The organism is Pseudomonas sp. A125 (assembly GCF_055409485.1).
Map to the genome: position 1 here is coordinate 42,441 of NZ_JBUZVP010000001.1, position 14,560 is coordinate 57,000.

Below are 14,560 nucleotides of genomic sequence, written 5' to 3' on the forward strand. Positions count from 1 at the left end.
TTGAGGAGCGGGTAAACCGGCAGGACGCCGGTTTAGCCGCGACGGGCCAGGGACGGGCCGTCGCGGCGGCCCGCGGAGCAATCCCGGAGAGAGGGAACGCCGAGCCTAAGCGAGGCGCCGACAGGCGGGGCAGAGCGTTTTGGTTACTTTTGCGCTTTTCAAAAGTGACCCGCTGTAAGAGCGGAACCCATACCCGCCGTTACCTAAACAACGGATATGCCCCCACTACAGCACCGCCTCAAACAACCCGGTTGCCCCCATCCCACCCCCCACGCACATAGTGACAACCCCGTAACGCAGCTGGCGCCGCTGCAACTCCCTCACCAAATGCCCCACCTGCCGCGACCCGGTCATCCCAAACGGATGCCCAATCGAAATCGACCCGCCGTTGACGTTGTACCTGGCATTATCAATCTCCAGCCGATCACGCGCATACAGACACTGCGAAGCAAACGCCTCATTCAACTCCCACAAATCAATATCCGCCACCACCAACCCCCGAGCCTTGAGCAACTTGGGCACCGAAAACACCGGCCCAATGCCCATCTCATCCGGCTCACACCCCGCCACCGTAAACCCCCGGAAAAACGCCTTGGGCTTAAGCCCCAATTCCAGCGCCTTCTCCAGGCTCATCACCAACGTCATCGAAGCCCCATCAGACAACTGCGACGAATTCCCCGCCGTCACCGAGCCATCCTCGGCAAACACCGGCTTCAACCCCGCCAGGCTGGCCAGGGTCGTATCCGCACGGTTGCAATCATCCCGATCCACCACCCCGTCCAACACCTGCACCGCCCCGGTGTTCTTGTCCTCAACTTTGTACTTCACCGCCATCGGCACGATTTCATCATCAAACAACCCGTCAGCCTGCGCCTGGGCAGTACGCTGCTGGCTCTGCAGCGCATACAGATCCTGCTCTTCACGACTCACGTGATACCGCCGCGCAACAATTTCCGCCGTCTGCCCCATGGGAAAATAGATGCCCGGCACCTGCTCCTTGAGCAACGGGTTGATCAAGTTGTCGGTGTTGACGCTTTTCATGGTCAGGCTGATGGACTCAACCCCGCCGGCAACGATGATCTCACTGCAACCGGAGGCAATCTGGTTGGCCGCAATCGCGATCGCCTGCAAGCCCGAGGAACAGAAACGGTTGAGGGTCATGCCCGCAGTACCGGTGCCCAGTTGCGACAACACCGCCACGTTGCGCCCGATGTTGTAGCCCTGCGCGCCTTCGTTGGAGCCGGCGCCCACGATGCAATCCTCGACGCTGGCCGGGTCGATGCCGTTGCGGGCCAGCAGCGCGTTGACGCAATGGGCGGCCATGTCATCAGGACGGGTCTGGTTGAACTTGCCGCGAAAGGACTTGGCCAGGCCGGTTCGCACGCTGTCGACGATCACTACTTCACGCATGGGCTACCTCAATTGTCAGGGTTGTTGAGCGCTGGATCGAGCATAGAGCCCGCCCTCTTCAACCGCGACAATCATTCACCTGGCGTATACAAAAGCATGGCGTTACTTCTTTTTGTCATGCTTGTCCGACTTGTCGAACGCCTCCTCCAGCGCCCGGTTGATGGTGCGCAACACCTTGACCCGTGCCCAGCGCTTGTCGTTGGCCTCCACCAGCGTCCACGGCGCGATCTCGGTGCTGGTGCGGTCCACCATGTCGCCCACGGCTGCGCGGTAGTCGTCCCACTTGTCGCGGTTGCGCCAGTCGTCTTCGGTGATCTTGAAGCGCTTGAACGGGATTTCCTCGCGGGCCTGGAACCGCTCCAGTTGCGTCTGCTTGTCGATCGCCAGCCAGAACTTGACCACGATCACCCCGGCGTCGCGCAGTTGCTCTTCAAAGTCGTTGATCTCGCCGTAAGCGCGCATCCAGTCGGTAGGCGTGCAGAAGCCCTCGATACGCTCCACCAGCACCCGGCCGTACCAGGAGCGGTCGAATACGGTGAACATGCCGCGCGCCGGGATTTTCTGCCAGAAACGCCACAGGTAAGGCTGGGCGCGCTCATCTTCGCTGGGCGCGGCAATCGGGACGATGTGGTATTGGCGGGGATCGAGGGCCGCAGCCACGCGGCGGATTGCCCCGCCCTTGCCGGCGGCATCGTTACCTTCAAACACAGTCACCAATGCATGTTTGCGCATGCGCTTGTCGCGCATCAGCCCGGAGAACCGTGCCTGCTCAGTGATCAACTGTTCTTCGTAATCGGCCTTCTCCAGGCTCAGGCTCATGTCCAGGCTGTTGAGCAGGCTCATCTGGTCAACCGCCGACGGCAGCGGCGCCGGGTTCATGCCGCTGATTTTACCCTTGGGCACTTTCAAGGCGTTTTGCAGGCCTTCGAGCAGGATCTTGCCCACGGTCAGCCCACGGTAGTGCGCATCGACACCTTCGATCACATACCACGGCGCATAGTCACGGCTGGTGCGGCGCAGGATCCGCTCACCAAAATGCACAAACTTGTCGTAGGTCTTGGATTGCTGCCAATCCAGCGGGCTGATGCGCCAGCTGTGCAGCGGGTCGTCCTGCAAGGCCTTGAGCCGGGACTTCATTTGCTTTTTGGAGAGGTGAAACCAGAACTTGAAGATCAGCGCGCCTTCGTCGCAGAGCATCTTTTCCAGGCGCTCGGCACCGGCGATGGCCTGGTCGAGCCGTGCATCCTTGATCTCGCCATGGACGCGACTCTGCAACATCTGGCTGTACCAGTTGCCAAAGAAGACACCCATGCGGCCTTTCGCCGGAAGCTGGCGCCAATAGCGCCAGGCCGGTGGGCGGGCCAGTTCTTCGTCGGTCTGCTGGTCAAAGGTGCGTACCTCGATCAGGCGCGGGTCCATCCATTCATTGAGCAGCTTGACGGTTTCGCCCTTGCCGGCGCCTTCGATGCCATTGATCAGGACGATCACCGGGAAGCGCTTTTGCTGTTGCAGCTCGTACTGCACCTCCAGCAAGGCTTCACGCAAGGCCGGCACTTCGGCGTCGTAGGTTTCTTTGTCGATGGCGTGACCGATTTCGGCAGATTCGAACATGGGCGGCTCCGTTCCAGAAGTGATCAAGACTAGCGGATTGGGCAGCAACACGCGGCAGGAAATTCCACAGCCGCTTGCCATGGATCAATGACAACCCTGTTGATCGGCTAGAATGGCCGCCTTGCCTTTGCCGAGCCACTCATGAACCCCGTATCCCACGCCCAGCTCGACTGGGATGACCAAGGTCGCCCGCACTCGCGGGTCTTCGATGACGTGTACTTCTCCGACAAGTCGGGCCTTGAAGAAACCCGCTACGTATTCCTCGAACAGAACCGTTTGCAGGAACGCTTTGCTGCACTGCCGGTGGGCGGGCGCTTAGTGATCGGCGAGACCGGCTTCGGCACCGGCTTGAATTTCCTGTGCGCCTGGCAGTTGTTCGAACAACACGCGGTGGCGGGTGCGCGCCTGCATTTTGTGAGTGTGGAAAAGTACCCACTGAGCCACGCCGACCTGCAACGCGCCCTCGCCCTCTGGCCGGAACTGGCAGCGTTTGCCGAGCAACTGCTGGGGCAGTACATCGCGATCCATCAGGGCTTCCAGCGGCTGGTGCTGGATAACGGCCGCGTCACCCTCACGCTGTTGATCGGCGATGCACTGGAGCAATTGCCACAGCTGGACGCGCAAATCGACGCCTGGTTCCTCGACGGTTTCGCCCCGGCAAAAAACCCCGATATGTGGACCGCCGAGCTGTTTGCCGAACTGGCACGGCTGGCAGCACCGGGCTCCACCATCAGCACCTTCACCAGCACCGGCTGGGTGCGCAGGTTGATCAACGCCGCCGGGTTCAAGATGAAGCGCACCCCGGGCATCGGTCACAAGTGGGAAATCCTGCGGGGTGAATTTCTCGGTTGGCCAGCTGAAACGCCTGCGCCTGCTGCGGTAAAACCCTGGTTCGCGCGCCCGCCTGCCGTGGGCGGTGAACGCCACGCGCTGGTAATCGGCGGCGGCCTTGCCGGGTGTGCCACGGCCGCCAGCCTCGCGGCGCGCGGCTGGCGGGTCAGCTTGCTGGAGCGCCACGCAGCACTCGCACAAGAAGCCTCCGGCAACCCGCAAGGGGTGTTGTACCTCAAGCTTTCAGCCCATGGCACGGCACTGTCGCAGTTGATTCTCAGCGGTTTCAGCCACACCCGGCGCCTGTTGGAGCACCTGCAACGGGGCGTGGACTGGGGTGGCTGCGGCGTGTTGCAACTGGCCTTCAATGCCAAGGAGGCCGAGCGCCAGGCGCAGTTGGCCAGTGCTTTTGCTCCGGATCTGCTGCACCTGTTGGATCAACAACAGGCCCAGGCACGAGCCGGGATAACACTGGAACAAGGAGGCTTGTTCTTCCCCGAAGGCGGCTGGGTACACCCGCCCGCGCTGTGCCAATGGCAAGCCAGGCATCCGCTGATCGAGGTGCTCCACCACCACGACGCCCTTGAGCTCAAGCAGGTCGACGGTCAGTGGCGGGCGCTGCATGGCGATACGGTTCTAGCTCAGGCCACGGTGGTAGTGCTGGCCGGTGCGGCCGAGATCAAGCGGTTTTCCTTCAGCGCAGACTTGCCCCTCAAGCGCATCCGCGGGCAAATCACCCGGCTACCGCAAACGGCACACAGCCAGGCGTTGGCCACGGTGGTGTGCGCCGAGGGGTATGTGGCCCCGCCACGCCTGGGCGAGCATACCCTCGGCGCCAGCTTTGATTTCAAGAGCGACGACCTTACGCCCACGGTGGCCGAACACGTGGGTAACCTTGAGATGCTGCGGGAAATCTCCATCGACCTGCTGCACCGCCTGGGCGCCGATAGCCTGGCGCCCGAGCAGCTCGAAGGCCGCGCCGCGTTCCGCTGCACCAGCCCCGACTACTTGCCGATCGTCGGGCCGCTGGCGGAACGCGAGGCGTTTGACCACCTGTACGCGGCCCTCAGCAAAGACGCCCGGCACATCCCTGATGCTCCGTGCCCGTGGCTAAACGGCCTGTATATAAACAGTGGCCATGGCTCACGCGGGCTGGTCACCGCGCCCCTCTGCGCCGAACTGCTGGCCGCCTGGGTGGACGATGAACCGCTGCCGCTGCCGCGCAGTGTCAGCGAAGCCTGCCACCCGAATCGGTTCGCGTTGCGCACCCTGATTCGCGGTAACGCAAGCAAAACCTGAGCGCCCTGACGGGCCCGCAACCCGTCAAGGCTCATTGCCTTATAACGTATCGTTCTAAAACTCCCACAATTTACCCGGGTCAGTTTTTGGGTACCTGCCGTTTTGGCGGGCTGCATTTCTATCCTCCCCAACGGAAAAACCGGTAAGGAATTTATGTGCGGATTAGCTGGCGAGTTACGCTTTGATCACCAACCTGCCGACCTGGCAGCAGTGGAACGAATCACCCATCACCTCGCCCCCCGAGGCCCCGATGCATGGGGCTTCCACGCCCAAGGGCCGATTGCCCTGGGCCATCGCCGCCTGAAAATCATGGACCTGTCGGACGGCTCTGCCCAACCGATGGTCGACGCCCAACTGGGGCTGTCCCTGGCGTTCAATGGCGCGATTTACAACTTCCCTGAATTGCGCACAGAGCTGGAAGCGCTCGGCTACGCGTTCTATTCCGGTGGCGACACCGAAGTGCTGCTCAAGGGCTACCACGCCTGGGGCGAAGCCCTGCTGCCCAAGCTCAATGGCATGTTCGCGTTCGCCATCTGGGAGCGCGATGCCCAGCGCCTGTTTATCGCCCGTGACCGTCTCGGCGTGAAGCCGCTGTACCTGTCGCGCACCGGCCAGCGCCTGCGCTTTGCTTCGGCATTGCCGGCACTGCTCAAGGGCGGCGACATCAACCCGATCCTTGATCCGGTTGCACTCAACCATTACCTGAACTTTCATGCCGTGGTACCGGCGCCGCGCACCCTGCTGGCGGGCATTGAAAAGCTGCCGCCCGCCTCCTGGATGCGCATTGATGCCGACGGCAACACCGAACAGAAAACCTGGTGGACCCTGCCCTACGGCCCGCACGCGGATGAAGCCAACCTGACCCTCGAGGACTGGACCGACCGCGTGCTCGACAGCACCCGCGAGGCCGTGGCGATTCGTCAGCGGGCGGCGGTGGATGTGGGCGTGCTGCTCTCGGGCGGCGTCGACTCGAGCATGCTCGTGGGCCTGTTGCGCGAAGTCGGCGTGCAGGACCTGTCGACCTTCTCCATCGGTTTTGAAGACGCCGGTGGCGAGCGCGGTGACGAATTCCAGTACTCGGATTTGATCGCCAAGCATTACGGCACCCGTCACCACCAACTGCGCATTGCCGAAAGCGAGATCATCGAGCAACTGCCAGCAGCGTTCCGTGCCATGAGCGAGCCGATGGTCAGCCACGACTGCATCGCCTTTTACCTCTTGTCCCGGGAAGTGGCCAAGCATTGCAAGGTGGTGCAAAGCGGCCAGGGCGCCGATGAGCTGTTCGCCGGTTACCACTGGTACCCGCAGGTGGATGGCGCGAGCGATCCGTATGCGGCCTACCGCGATGCGTTTTTCGACCGCAGTTACGACGACTACGCAGCCACCGTCGCGCCCAAATGGCTGACCGCCAATGACGCCGCCGGCGACTTTGTGCGCGAGCATTTCGCCCAGCCCGGTGCCGATGCCGCGGTGGACAAAGCCCTGCGCCTGGACAGCACCGTGATGCTGGTGGATGACCCGGTCAAACGCGTCGACAACATGACCATGGCCTGGGGCCTGGAAGCGCGTACGCCGTTTCTCGACTACCGCCTGGTGGAACTGTCGGCGCGAGTACCGGGCAAATTCAAGCTGCCGGACGGCGGCAAGCAAGTGCTCAAGGAAGCCGCGCGCCGGGTAATCCCGAGCGAGGTCATCGACCGCAAGAAAGGCTATTTCCCGGTGCCCGGCCTCAAGCATTTGCAGGGCGACACCTTGAACTGGGTACGCGACCTGCTGCTGGACCCAAGCCAGGATCGCGGCCTGTTCAACCCGGCGATGCTCGACCGCCTGCTCACCGACCCCCAAGGCCAATTGACCCCGTTGCGCGGCTCCAAGCTGTGGCAACTGGCGGCGCTGAACCTGTGGCTCAGCGAACAAGGAATCTGATTCATGAAACCTCATGCCACGGCTTACAGCCAACGTTTGCTGCGGGGCCAGGCGCCCTCCTACGAGCGCCTGCAAGCCCGCTTTGCCGAAGACGGCAGCGAACTGGGCCCTACGCCGATTGCCGTGCATTGCGGCTGGGGCCGGCTGTTGATCGGCCATACGTTTCCCGACCCGGCGAGCCTGGCCCTGGAGTTGCTCAACGAGCAGCCCGGCGAGCGCGACATCGCACTGTATGTGGCGGCGCCGCAGCAGATCCTGGGGATTGACCCGCAGCAGTTGTTTCTCGACCCCTCCGATACATTGCGCCTATGGTTCACCGACTATCGTCCGGCGACCCGGGTGTTTCGCGGCTTTCGTATTCGCCGCGCGCAAAGCGAAGCGGACTGGCAGGCAGTGAACCAGCTGTATCAGGGCCGCGGCATGTTGCCGGTGGACCCGGCGCTGCTCACCCCGCGTCATCAGGGCGGCCCGGTGTATTGGCTGGCCGAGGACGAAGACAGCGGCGCGGTGATCGGCAGCGTGATGGGCCTGAACCACCAGAAAGCCTTCCACGACCCGGAAAACGGTTGCAGCCTCTGGTGCCTGGCGGTGGACCCGCAATGCTCGCGCCCCGGCGTGGGCGAAGTGCTGGTGCGCCACCTGATCGAACACTTCATGAGCCGTGGCCTGAGCTACCTCGACCTGTCGGTGCTGCACGATAACCGCCAGGCGAAAAGTCTTTACGCCAAGCTCGGTTTTCGCGCCCTGACCACCTTTGCCATCAAGCGCAAGAACGGCATCAACCAGCCATTGTTCCTCGGCCCCGGCCCGCAAGCGGAATTCAATCCGTATGCGCGGATCATCGTTGAGGAAGCCCATCGGCGCGGGATCGATGTGCAGGTCGATGACGCCGATGCCGGGCTGTTCACCTTAAGCCACGGTGGCCGCCGGGTGCGCTGTCGCGAATCCCTGAGCGACCTGACCAGCGCCATCAGCATGACCCTGTGCCAGGACAAGAGCCTGACCCACAAAGTGCTCAAGGCCGCCGGTTTGAACCTGCCGCAACAACAGTTGGCGGGCAGTGCCGATGACAACCTGGAGTTCCTCGACGAGCATCAGCGCATCGTCGTCAAACCGCTGGATGGCGAGCAAGGCCAGGGCGTGGCGGTGGATTTGCAGAGTATTGAAGAGGTGCAAAAAGCGATTGAAGCGGCCCGCCAGTTCGACTCACGGGTGCTGCTGGAAAGCTTCCACGAAGGGCTCGACCTGCGCATTCTGGTGATCGGTTTTGAAGTGGTCGCCGCCGCCATTCGCCGCCCCGCGGAAGTCACCGGCGACGGCCAGCACTCCATCGGCGCGCTGATCGAGGCCCAGAGCCGCCGACGCCAGGCCGCCACCGACGGCGAAAGCAAAATCCCCCTGGACCACGAAACCCAACGCACCCTGCAGGCTGCCGGCTATGACTACAGCAGCATTCTACCCCGTGGCGAACGCCTGGCGGTGCGGCGTACCGCCAACCTGCACACCGGCGGTTGCCTGGAAGACGTCACGGCCATTCTGCACCCGACGCTGGTCGACGCCGCCGTGCGTGCGGCCCGCGCCCTGGACATTCCGATGGTGGGCCTGGACCTGATGGTGCCGGCCGCTGACCAACCGGAATACGTATTCATCGAAGCCAACGAACGGGCCGGGCTGGCCAACCACGAACCGCAGCCGACGGCTGAAAAGTTTGTGGACCTGTTGTTTCCGCACAGCCAACCGACGGCTTGAGAAAGGTGTTGCCTTGACTGGCGCCTTCGCGGGCAAGCCCGCTCCCACACGTGGAATGCACTCCAATGTGGGAGCCGGGCTTGCCCGCGATGGGGTCGGAACAGTCGATGACTCTCTAGCCACTGGCCCACTCATCGAAACCATCGATGCCCTCAACTCATCAGGAGTTTCCATGACCCGAACCATCCCCGAACCGGATCTTGCTTACCTGCAAAAAGTGCTGCTGGAGATGCTCGCCATCCCCAGCCCCACCGGGTTTACCGACACCATCGTGCGCTACGTTGCCGAGCGCCTTGAAGAGCTGGGCATTCCCTTTGAAATGACCCGGCGCGGCACCATTCGCGCCACCCTCAAGGGCCAGAAAAACAGCCCCGACCGCGCCGTGTCCGCGCACCTGGACACCATCGGCGCCGCCGTGCGGGCGATCAAGGAAAACGGCCGCCTGACCCTCGCGCCAGTGGGCTGCTGGTCCAGCCGGTTTGCCGAAGGCAGCCGTGTCAGCCTGTTTACCGATAACGGCGTGATCCGTGGCAGCGTGCTGCCGCTGATGGCCTCGGGGCACGCGTTCAATACCGCCGTGGACGAAATGCCCATCAGTTGGGACCACATTGAACTGCGCCTGGACGCCTACTGTGCCACCCGCGCCGACTGTGATTCGCTGGGCATCAGCGTCGGCGATTTTGTCGCCTTCGACCCGCTGCCCGAGTTCACCGAGAGCGGCCATATCAGCGCTCGCCACCTGGACGATAAAGCCGGGGTTGCGGCACTGCTGGCGGCGCTCAAGGCGATTGTCGACAGCGGCCAGCCACTGCTGATCGACTGCCACCCGCTGTTTACCATCACCGAAGAAACCGGCAGCGGCGCGGCGGCAGCATTGCCGTGGGATGTGAGTGAATTCGTCGGTATCGACATCGCCCCGGTGGCCCACGAGCAGCACTCCAGCGAACACGCGGTGAGTGTGGCGATGCAGGATTCCGGCGGGCCGTATGACTATCACCTGTCACGCCACCTGCTGCGCCTGGCGGCGGAAAATGAACTGCCGGTGCGCCGCGATCTGTTTCGCTATTACTTCAGCGACGCGCATTCGGCGGTGACCGCCGGGCACGACATTCGTACCGCGCTGCTGGCATTTGGTTGCGACGCCACCCATGGCTATGAGCGCACGCACATCGACAGCCTGGCGGCACTAAGCCGCCTGTTGGGCGCTTATATCCTCAGCCCGCCAGTGTTCGCCAGCGATGCGCAGCCGGCCAAAGGCTCGCTCGACCGGTTCAGCCATCAGATCGAACACGACACGCAAATGGAGAGTGATACCCGCGTGCCATCGGTGGACAGCCTGGTGGGCCAAAAAACCTGAGACTGGCAACTGGGATCCCGGCGCAGTAGCATCGCCGGGATTCCTTAGCTGAGGCTTGTATGCTGATTCCCTACGATGCACTTGAAGTCGATACCCTGACCCGCCTCATCGAAGACTTCGTGACCCGCGACGGTACCGACAATGGTGACGACACGCCCCTGGAAACCCGGGTGCTGCGGGTACGCCAGGCACTGACCAAGGGCCAGGCGCTGATTGTCTTCGACCCCGAGAGCGAGCAGTGCCAGTTGATGCTCAAGCACGATGTGCCCAAGCATCTGTTCGACTGACCATCATGGATTGGGCACAGGCACCGGATGGGTCGTGGCCTGTTGCCTCTGGCGCCTGAGGATCTTCTGATAGACCTCCGCCCGGTGCACGTTGACCCCCACCGGCGCTTCCACGCCGAGCTTCACTTGGGTACCGTTCACTTCCAGAATGCGCACAGTGATCTGGTCGCCCACCGAGATTATTTCGCCTACCGCGCGGCTTAATACCAACATGGGGTTCGTCCTTTTTAAGTTACCGAACCCCGACCATGCACTCCCCGCCTACCACCATCAATGACCCCCAGGCTAAACAGGCATGTCTTACACAGACTGGTAAATCACCTTACAGACAGCGGACGATTAGTCGCGAACTGCACCCAAGGCTTAAACGCAATGTATATAGCGTCGCGGCCCCTGTGGTGAGGGACCAAGCCTCTCACCACAGGGAAAGTGGACATGTTCAGGCTTTGAGCGACTGGGCCTTGGCCCGCATCTTGTCTGCCATCACCGTCATTTCGTCATACAGCAACTGCGGGTTCTTCTGCTTCAACGCCCAGGCCATGCGTCCTTGCTCGTGGGGCAGGATCATGAATTGCCCTTGCGCCACCTGCTGGTAGATGTAGTCGGCAATTTCTGCGGCAGTGATCGGCGAGCTTTCCAGCAGCTTGCCCACCTGGGCCTTCATCGCTGGCGTCGGCCCGCGGAACGAATCCAGCAGGTTGGTCTGGAAAAATGACGGGCATACCACGTGCACACCCACTTCCTGTTGCTTGAGTTCCACCAGCAGGCTTTCCGAGAGCGCCACCACGCCGGCCTTGGCCACGTTGTAGTTGCTCATGGCCGGGCCCTGCATCAGGGCGGCCATGGAGGCAATATTGATGATGCGGCCCTTGCTCTTTTCCAGCAGCGGCAGGAACGCCTTGCAGCCCTTGACCACGCCCATCAGGTTGATTGCGATCTGCCAGTCCCAGTCTTCCAGGGACAACTCGCTGAAGAAGCCGCCCGACGCCACGCCGGCGTTGTTGACGATCACGTCGATGCCGCCGAGCTTTTCTTCACAGGCCTGTGCGAAGGCGGTGAGCTGGCTGTAGTCGCGCACGTCGCAACGCTGGGTGAAGCCGTCACCGCCGGCCTGGCGCACCAACTTCAGGGTTTCTTGCAGGCCCGCTTCGCTGACATCCGACAAGGCCAGCTGCCAACCCTCACGGGCCCAGCGCAGAGCGATTTCGCGACCCAGGCCGGAACCGGCGCCGGTGATCATCATGCGATTTTGCATAGGAAAGTAGCCTTGTGGTTCACGGAAGAAGTGAGCCGCAGTGTAGCGAAGGTTTTTCCCGCACCCACGCACCATCAGACTGCTGAATGCCCCAGGCAAACCGAGGCCCGGGTCGGATAGCGGGAAACCCGCCAAGTTCAATTTATTTAAACTAAGGAGGGGTATTTGCAACGCAGTTAAAGGAAATAAGCAGGTTAGCAAAAAGCTTTAAAAAAACACGGAATTTTCTGCCCAACGAACCGGTCGGAGTTATTAAGGCGTCCGTACTAACTGTCGGGCCTACCCGTTAAATAACAGGTCTTTTCAGAAGACAATAAGGAAAACAAAACATGAGCCTCATTCTTATCATTATTCTGATCCTCCTGCTGGTCGGCGGTTTGCCAGTGTTCCCTCACTCACGTAACTGGGGTTACGGGCCATCGGGTATTCTCGGTACTGTGTTGGTAGTGCTGTTGATTCTGTTGTTGCTCGGCAAGATATAACGCATTTAACAGCGCAAAAAAAAGAGGCCTAAAAGGCCTCTTTTTTTATGCGCGGTGTTTAGTCCGGCTTGCCGTCCACGACACCTGCGGTGTTATCCAGCAGGCTCTTGGTAGCGGTCTGCAGGAACGATTCGAGCTTCTGCTTCAGCGCAGCCTCGTCCGGCGACTCTGGAATCACTTTCCCGGTGGGGTTGGCGCCCAGTTCGTATTCCCACAGCTTCGGTGGCATTTCCTTCGGCAATACCAGTACGCGGTCACCAGTAAGCAACGCGACGGTCTGGTCGCTGCCCGACGGTTTGATCACGCCAAAGCCCTTGTCGCCTTCCGGCAGGTTGAGCAGGTCACGGCCCCAGCATTGGTGCAGGGTGTCACCACCGAGGCGGCCCATGATGGTCGGCACGATGTCGATCTGAGTGCCCACGGTGTGGTCACGCTCGCCAAACTTCTCCTGCATGCCCGGTGCAATCATCAGCATTGGCACGTTGAAGCGGCCCAGGTCCATCTCGGTAATCTGCTGCTCGTTGCCGAAGCCGTGGTCGCCCACGATCACGAACAGGGTTTCCTTGAAGTACGGCTCCTTGCGGGCCTTTTCAAAGAATTGGCCCAGGGCCCAGTCGGAGTAGCGCATGGCCGTCAAATGCTCGTTGAGGCTGCCACGGTCGGTGACTTTCTCGACCGGCAATGGCGTCGGCAACGCGTACGGTGTGTGGTTGGACAGGGTTTGCAGCAGCGCATAGAACGGCTTGCCGCCTTCGCGCGCCTTCAACTCTTCCAGGCCACGGGTGAACATGTCCTGGTCGGACACGCCCCAGGTCGGGTCCGAGAACACCGGGTTGACGAAGTCATTGCGCCCGATGAAGTTGGTCATGCCCTGGTTGCTGAAGAAGCCCGACTGGTTGTCCCAGGCGAAGTCGCCGTTGTAGACGTACACGTCGTCAAACTTGCGCGCACTGAGCAGCTGCGGCAGGCCCGACAGCTTGTGGCTGCCTTCCGGGGTCTGCATCAGGTATTCGAAGCCTGGCAGGTTCGGGAAGCAGGCCATGGTGGCGAACATACCCTGGTGGGTATGGGTACCGTTGGAGAAGAAGCGGTCGAACAGCAGGCCTTCCTTGGACAGTTTGTCGAAATACGGCGTGATGTTGCCCGGCCGGCCCAGGGCGCCCACCGAGTGACCGGCGAAGCTTTCCATCAGGATAACCACGACGTTCTTGATCGGCAGGGTCTTCTCGGCCGGCGGCGTGAAGTCACGGCGCACGGCCGCGGTGTCGGCGTCGACCAGTTTCTCGGTCGGCAGTACCAGCATGTCGCGCACGGTCTGGGTGGCCAGTGGTTGTTCCAGGGTGGCTTTCCAGATGTTCGAACGCTCTTCGGAGAAGCGCGATTTCGCCGCCGAGATCAGCGACAAGGTACCGTTGAGGCCCAACTGGTTGGCGAAGTTCGAGTCGGTGGTGTACACGTCACCCCAGCGCAGCGGCGGGCCCTGGCGCAGGGTGCCACGGATGGCGACCACGGCGATCAGTACGCAGACCACGAACACCGCGATGCGTGTGTACCACGGCGCCACCTGGCGGGTGCCGATGCTGCCGCCGCTGAAGGGGCCACGTGGGCGCGTCGCACGGTCGGCACCTTTAAACGCGATGCTCAGGATCAGCGTGCCCACGGCCCAGGCCAGCAGGTAACGCACGACCGGGAACCCGTACCAGAGCATGCTCATCACGGTTTTCGGGTCTTCCTTCACATACTGGAAGACCAGGCCGTTGAGGCGCTGGTGGAACTCGCGGTAGAAGTCCATCTCCATCAGGCCCAGGAACAGGGCGATGCTCGACGCGACAGTCAGCCACAAGCGGAAGAACCCGCGCGCCGCCATGGCCCGTACGCTGAACAAGGCCAGCAGCAGCGGAACCAGCACATACATCACCAGGCGAATATCCAGGCGCAGGCCGTTGGCGAACGCTTCCAGGAAAGTCGAGGCGGGTGTGTCGAGGATCATCTCACGGTTGTAAACCAGCAGCGCCAGGCGCAGCAGGGAGAACATCACCATCATGATCAAGGCACAAAGCAGCGTGTACGCCAGATGGGATTTGACGGTCGGTTGCAGCAAGCGATTAGAAGCTCGCTGCTGATTCAGGGCGTCCGGGTTTGCCATGTCGTTCTAGGACCCATTGGAAGTTTAAGTTGCGAATGAATACGGCGGCGTACTGCCCTCGCCCAGTAAGATGGGGTAGGCCGTTAACGCGATGGCGCAAATGGTGCCCGATCAACGCCAGCAACGCCATTGATTACTCAATCCGGCCAGTGTTTGAGACTCGTCTTAGAGCATCCGGCAGGAAAAATAGCCGGCGAATTGTCTTGG

General features: G+C 61.7%; 11 protein-coding genes. 6 read left to right on the forward strand and 5 right to left on the reverse strand.

The annotated features are described in order from the left end of the window. Window positions 1-225: 225 nt before the first annotated feature. Window positions 226-1,410: a thiolase family protein gene (locus tag ACZRN6_RS00185; RefSeq protein WP_322144157.1), complete on the reverse strand. Its 1,185-nt coding sequence runs from the start codon at window positions 1,408-1,410 to the stop codon at window positions 226-228. 102 nt (window positions 1,411-1,512) lie between these two features. Further along, a complete protein-coding gene (pap, locus tag ACZRN6_RS00190) occupies window positions 1,513-3,021 on the reverse strand; it encodes a polyphosphate:AMP phosphotransferase (RefSeq protein WP_322144156.1) in 1,509 nt (502 codons plus the stop codon). Between the two features lie 141 nt (window positions 3,022-3,162). Between pap and mnmC the strand changes: the two genes are divergently transcribed. The 5 genes from mnmC (at window position 3,163) to ACZRN6_RS00215 (ending at window position 10,470) form a co-directional block, all read left to right on the forward strand. Further along, the gene (gene mnmC / locus ACZRN6_RS00195; RefSeq protein ID WP_464006950.1) at window positions 3,163-5,151 is read left to right on the forward strand and encodes a bifunctional tRNA (5-methylaminomethyl-2-thiouridine)(34)-methyltransferase MnmC2/FAD-dependent 5-carboxymethylaminomethyl-2-thiouridine(34) oxidoreductase MnmC1; all 1,989 of its coding nucleotides are present in this window, start codon (window positions 3,163-3,165) and stop codon (window positions 5,149-5,151) included. A 153-nt stretch (window positions 5,152-5,304) separates the two neighbouring features. Then, window positions 5,305-7,077, forward strand: a complete 1,773-nt coding sequence (locus ACZRN6_RS00200) for an N-acetylglutaminylglutamine amidotransferase (RefSeq protein WP_322144154.1) — start codon at window positions 5,305-5,307, stop codon at window positions 7,075-7,077. A 3-nt stretch (window positions 7,078-7,080) separates the two neighbouring features. Next, window positions 7,081-8,826: an N-acetylglutaminylglutamine synthetase gene (gene ngg / locus ACZRN6_RS00205; RefSeq protein WP_464006951.1), complete on the forward strand. Its 1,746-nt coding sequence runs from the start codon at window positions 7,081-7,083 to the stop codon at window positions 8,824-8,826. Between the two features lie 172 nt (window positions 8,827-8,998). After that, window positions 8,999-10,183: an osmoprotectant NAGGN system M42 family peptidase gene (locus ACZRN6_RS00210; protein ID WP_088427003.1), complete on the forward strand. Its 1,185-nt coding sequence runs from the start codon at window positions 8,999-9,001 to the stop codon at window positions 10,181-10,183. Between the two features lie 59 nt (window positions 10,184-10,242). Next, window positions 10,243-10,470, forward strand: coding sequence for a YheU family protein (locus tag ACZRN6_RS00215; RefSeq protein WP_003192759.1), 228 nt, complete (start codon window positions 10,243-10,245; stop codon window positions 10,468-10,470). Between the two features lie 3 nt (window positions 10,471-10,473). Here the strand turns inward: ACZRN6_RS00215 and csrA are convergent, their stop codons facing one another. Both csrA and ACZRN6_RS00225 read right to left on the reverse strand, forming a co-directional pair. Beyond that, complete coding sequence (csrA, locus tag ACZRN6_RS00220) at window positions 10,474-10,683, reverse strand: carbon storage regulator CsrA (RefSeq protein ID WP_322144152.1); 210 nt, start codon at window positions 10,681-10,683, stop codon at window positions 10,474-10,476. A gap of 226 nt (window positions 10,684-10,909) precedes the next feature. Then, window positions 10,910-11,725 carry an SDR family oxidoreductase gene (locus ACZRN6_RS00225; RefSeq protein WP_322144151.1) on the reverse strand — a complete coding sequence of 272 codons (816 nt, stop codon included), beginning with the start codon at window positions 11,723-11,725 and terminating at the stop codon, window positions 10,910-10,912. Window positions 11,726-12,054: 329 nt separating this feature from the next. Here ACZRN6_RS00225 and ACZRN6_RS00230 point away from each other — a divergent pair, with 329 nt between their 5' ends. Then, the gene (locus tag ACZRN6_RS00230; protein ID WP_003216767.1) at window positions 12,055-12,207 is read left to right on the forward strand and encodes a DUF3309 family protein; all 153 of its coding nucleotides are present in this window, start codon (window positions 12,055-12,057) and stop codon (window positions 12,205-12,207) included. Between the two features lie 58 nt (window positions 12,208-12,265). On the opposite strand, the gene ACZRN6_RS00235 is transcribed toward ACZRN6_RS00230, so the two are convergent. After that, window positions 12,266-14,353 (reverse strand): LTA synthase family protein, encoded by a 2,088-nt coding sequence (locus tag ACZRN6_RS00235; RefSeq protein ID WP_322144150.1) that lies wholly within the window; start codon window positions 14,351-14,353, stop codon window positions 12,266-12,268. Between the last annotated feature and the right edge of the window lie 207 nt (window positions 14,354-14,560).

Coding starts and splice junctions, on each gene's coding strand:
- pap (WP_322144156.1), bottom strand. CDS start 3,021: ATGTTCGAATCTGCCGAAATCGGTCACGCCATCGACAAAGAAACCTAC.
- ACZRN6_RS00185 (WP_322144157.1), bottom strand. CDS start 1,410: ATGCGTGAAGTAGTGATCGTCGACAGCGTGCGAACCGGCCTGGCCAAG.
- mnmC (WP_464006950.1), top strand. CDS start 3,163: ATGAACCCCGTATCCCACGCCCAGCTCGACTGGGATGACCAAGGTCGC.
- csrA (WP_322144152.1), bottom strand. CDS start 10,683: ATGTTGGTATTAAGCCGCGCGGTAGGCGAAATAATCTCGGTGGGCGAC.
- ACZRN6_RS00215 (WP_003192759.1), top strand. CDS start 10,243: ATGCTGATTCCCTACGATGCACTTGAAGTCGATACCCTGACCCGCCTC.
- ACZRN6_RS00210 (WP_088427003.1), top strand. CDS start 8,999: ATGACCCGAACCATCCCCGAACCGGATCTTGCTTACCTGCAAAAAGTG.
- ACZRN6_RS00230 (WP_003216767.1), top strand. CDS start 12,055: ATGAGCCTCATTCTTATCATTATTCTGATCCTCCTGCTGGTCGGCGGT.
- ACZRN6_RS00225 (WP_322144151.1), bottom strand. CDS start 11,725: ATGCAAAATCGCATGATGATCACCGGCGCCGGTTCCGGCCTGGGTCGC.
- ACZRN6_RS00200 (WP_322144154.1), top strand. CDS start 5,305: ATGTGCGGATTAGCTGGCGAGTTACGCTTTGATCACCAACCTGCCGAC.
- ACZRN6_RS00235 (WP_322144150.1), bottom strand. CDS start 14,353: ATGGCAAACCCGGACGCCCTGAATCAGCAGCGAGCTTCTAATCGCTTG.
- ngg (WP_464006951.1), top strand. CDS start 7,081: ATGAAACCTCATGCCACGGCTTACAGCCAACGTTTGCTGCGGGGCCAG.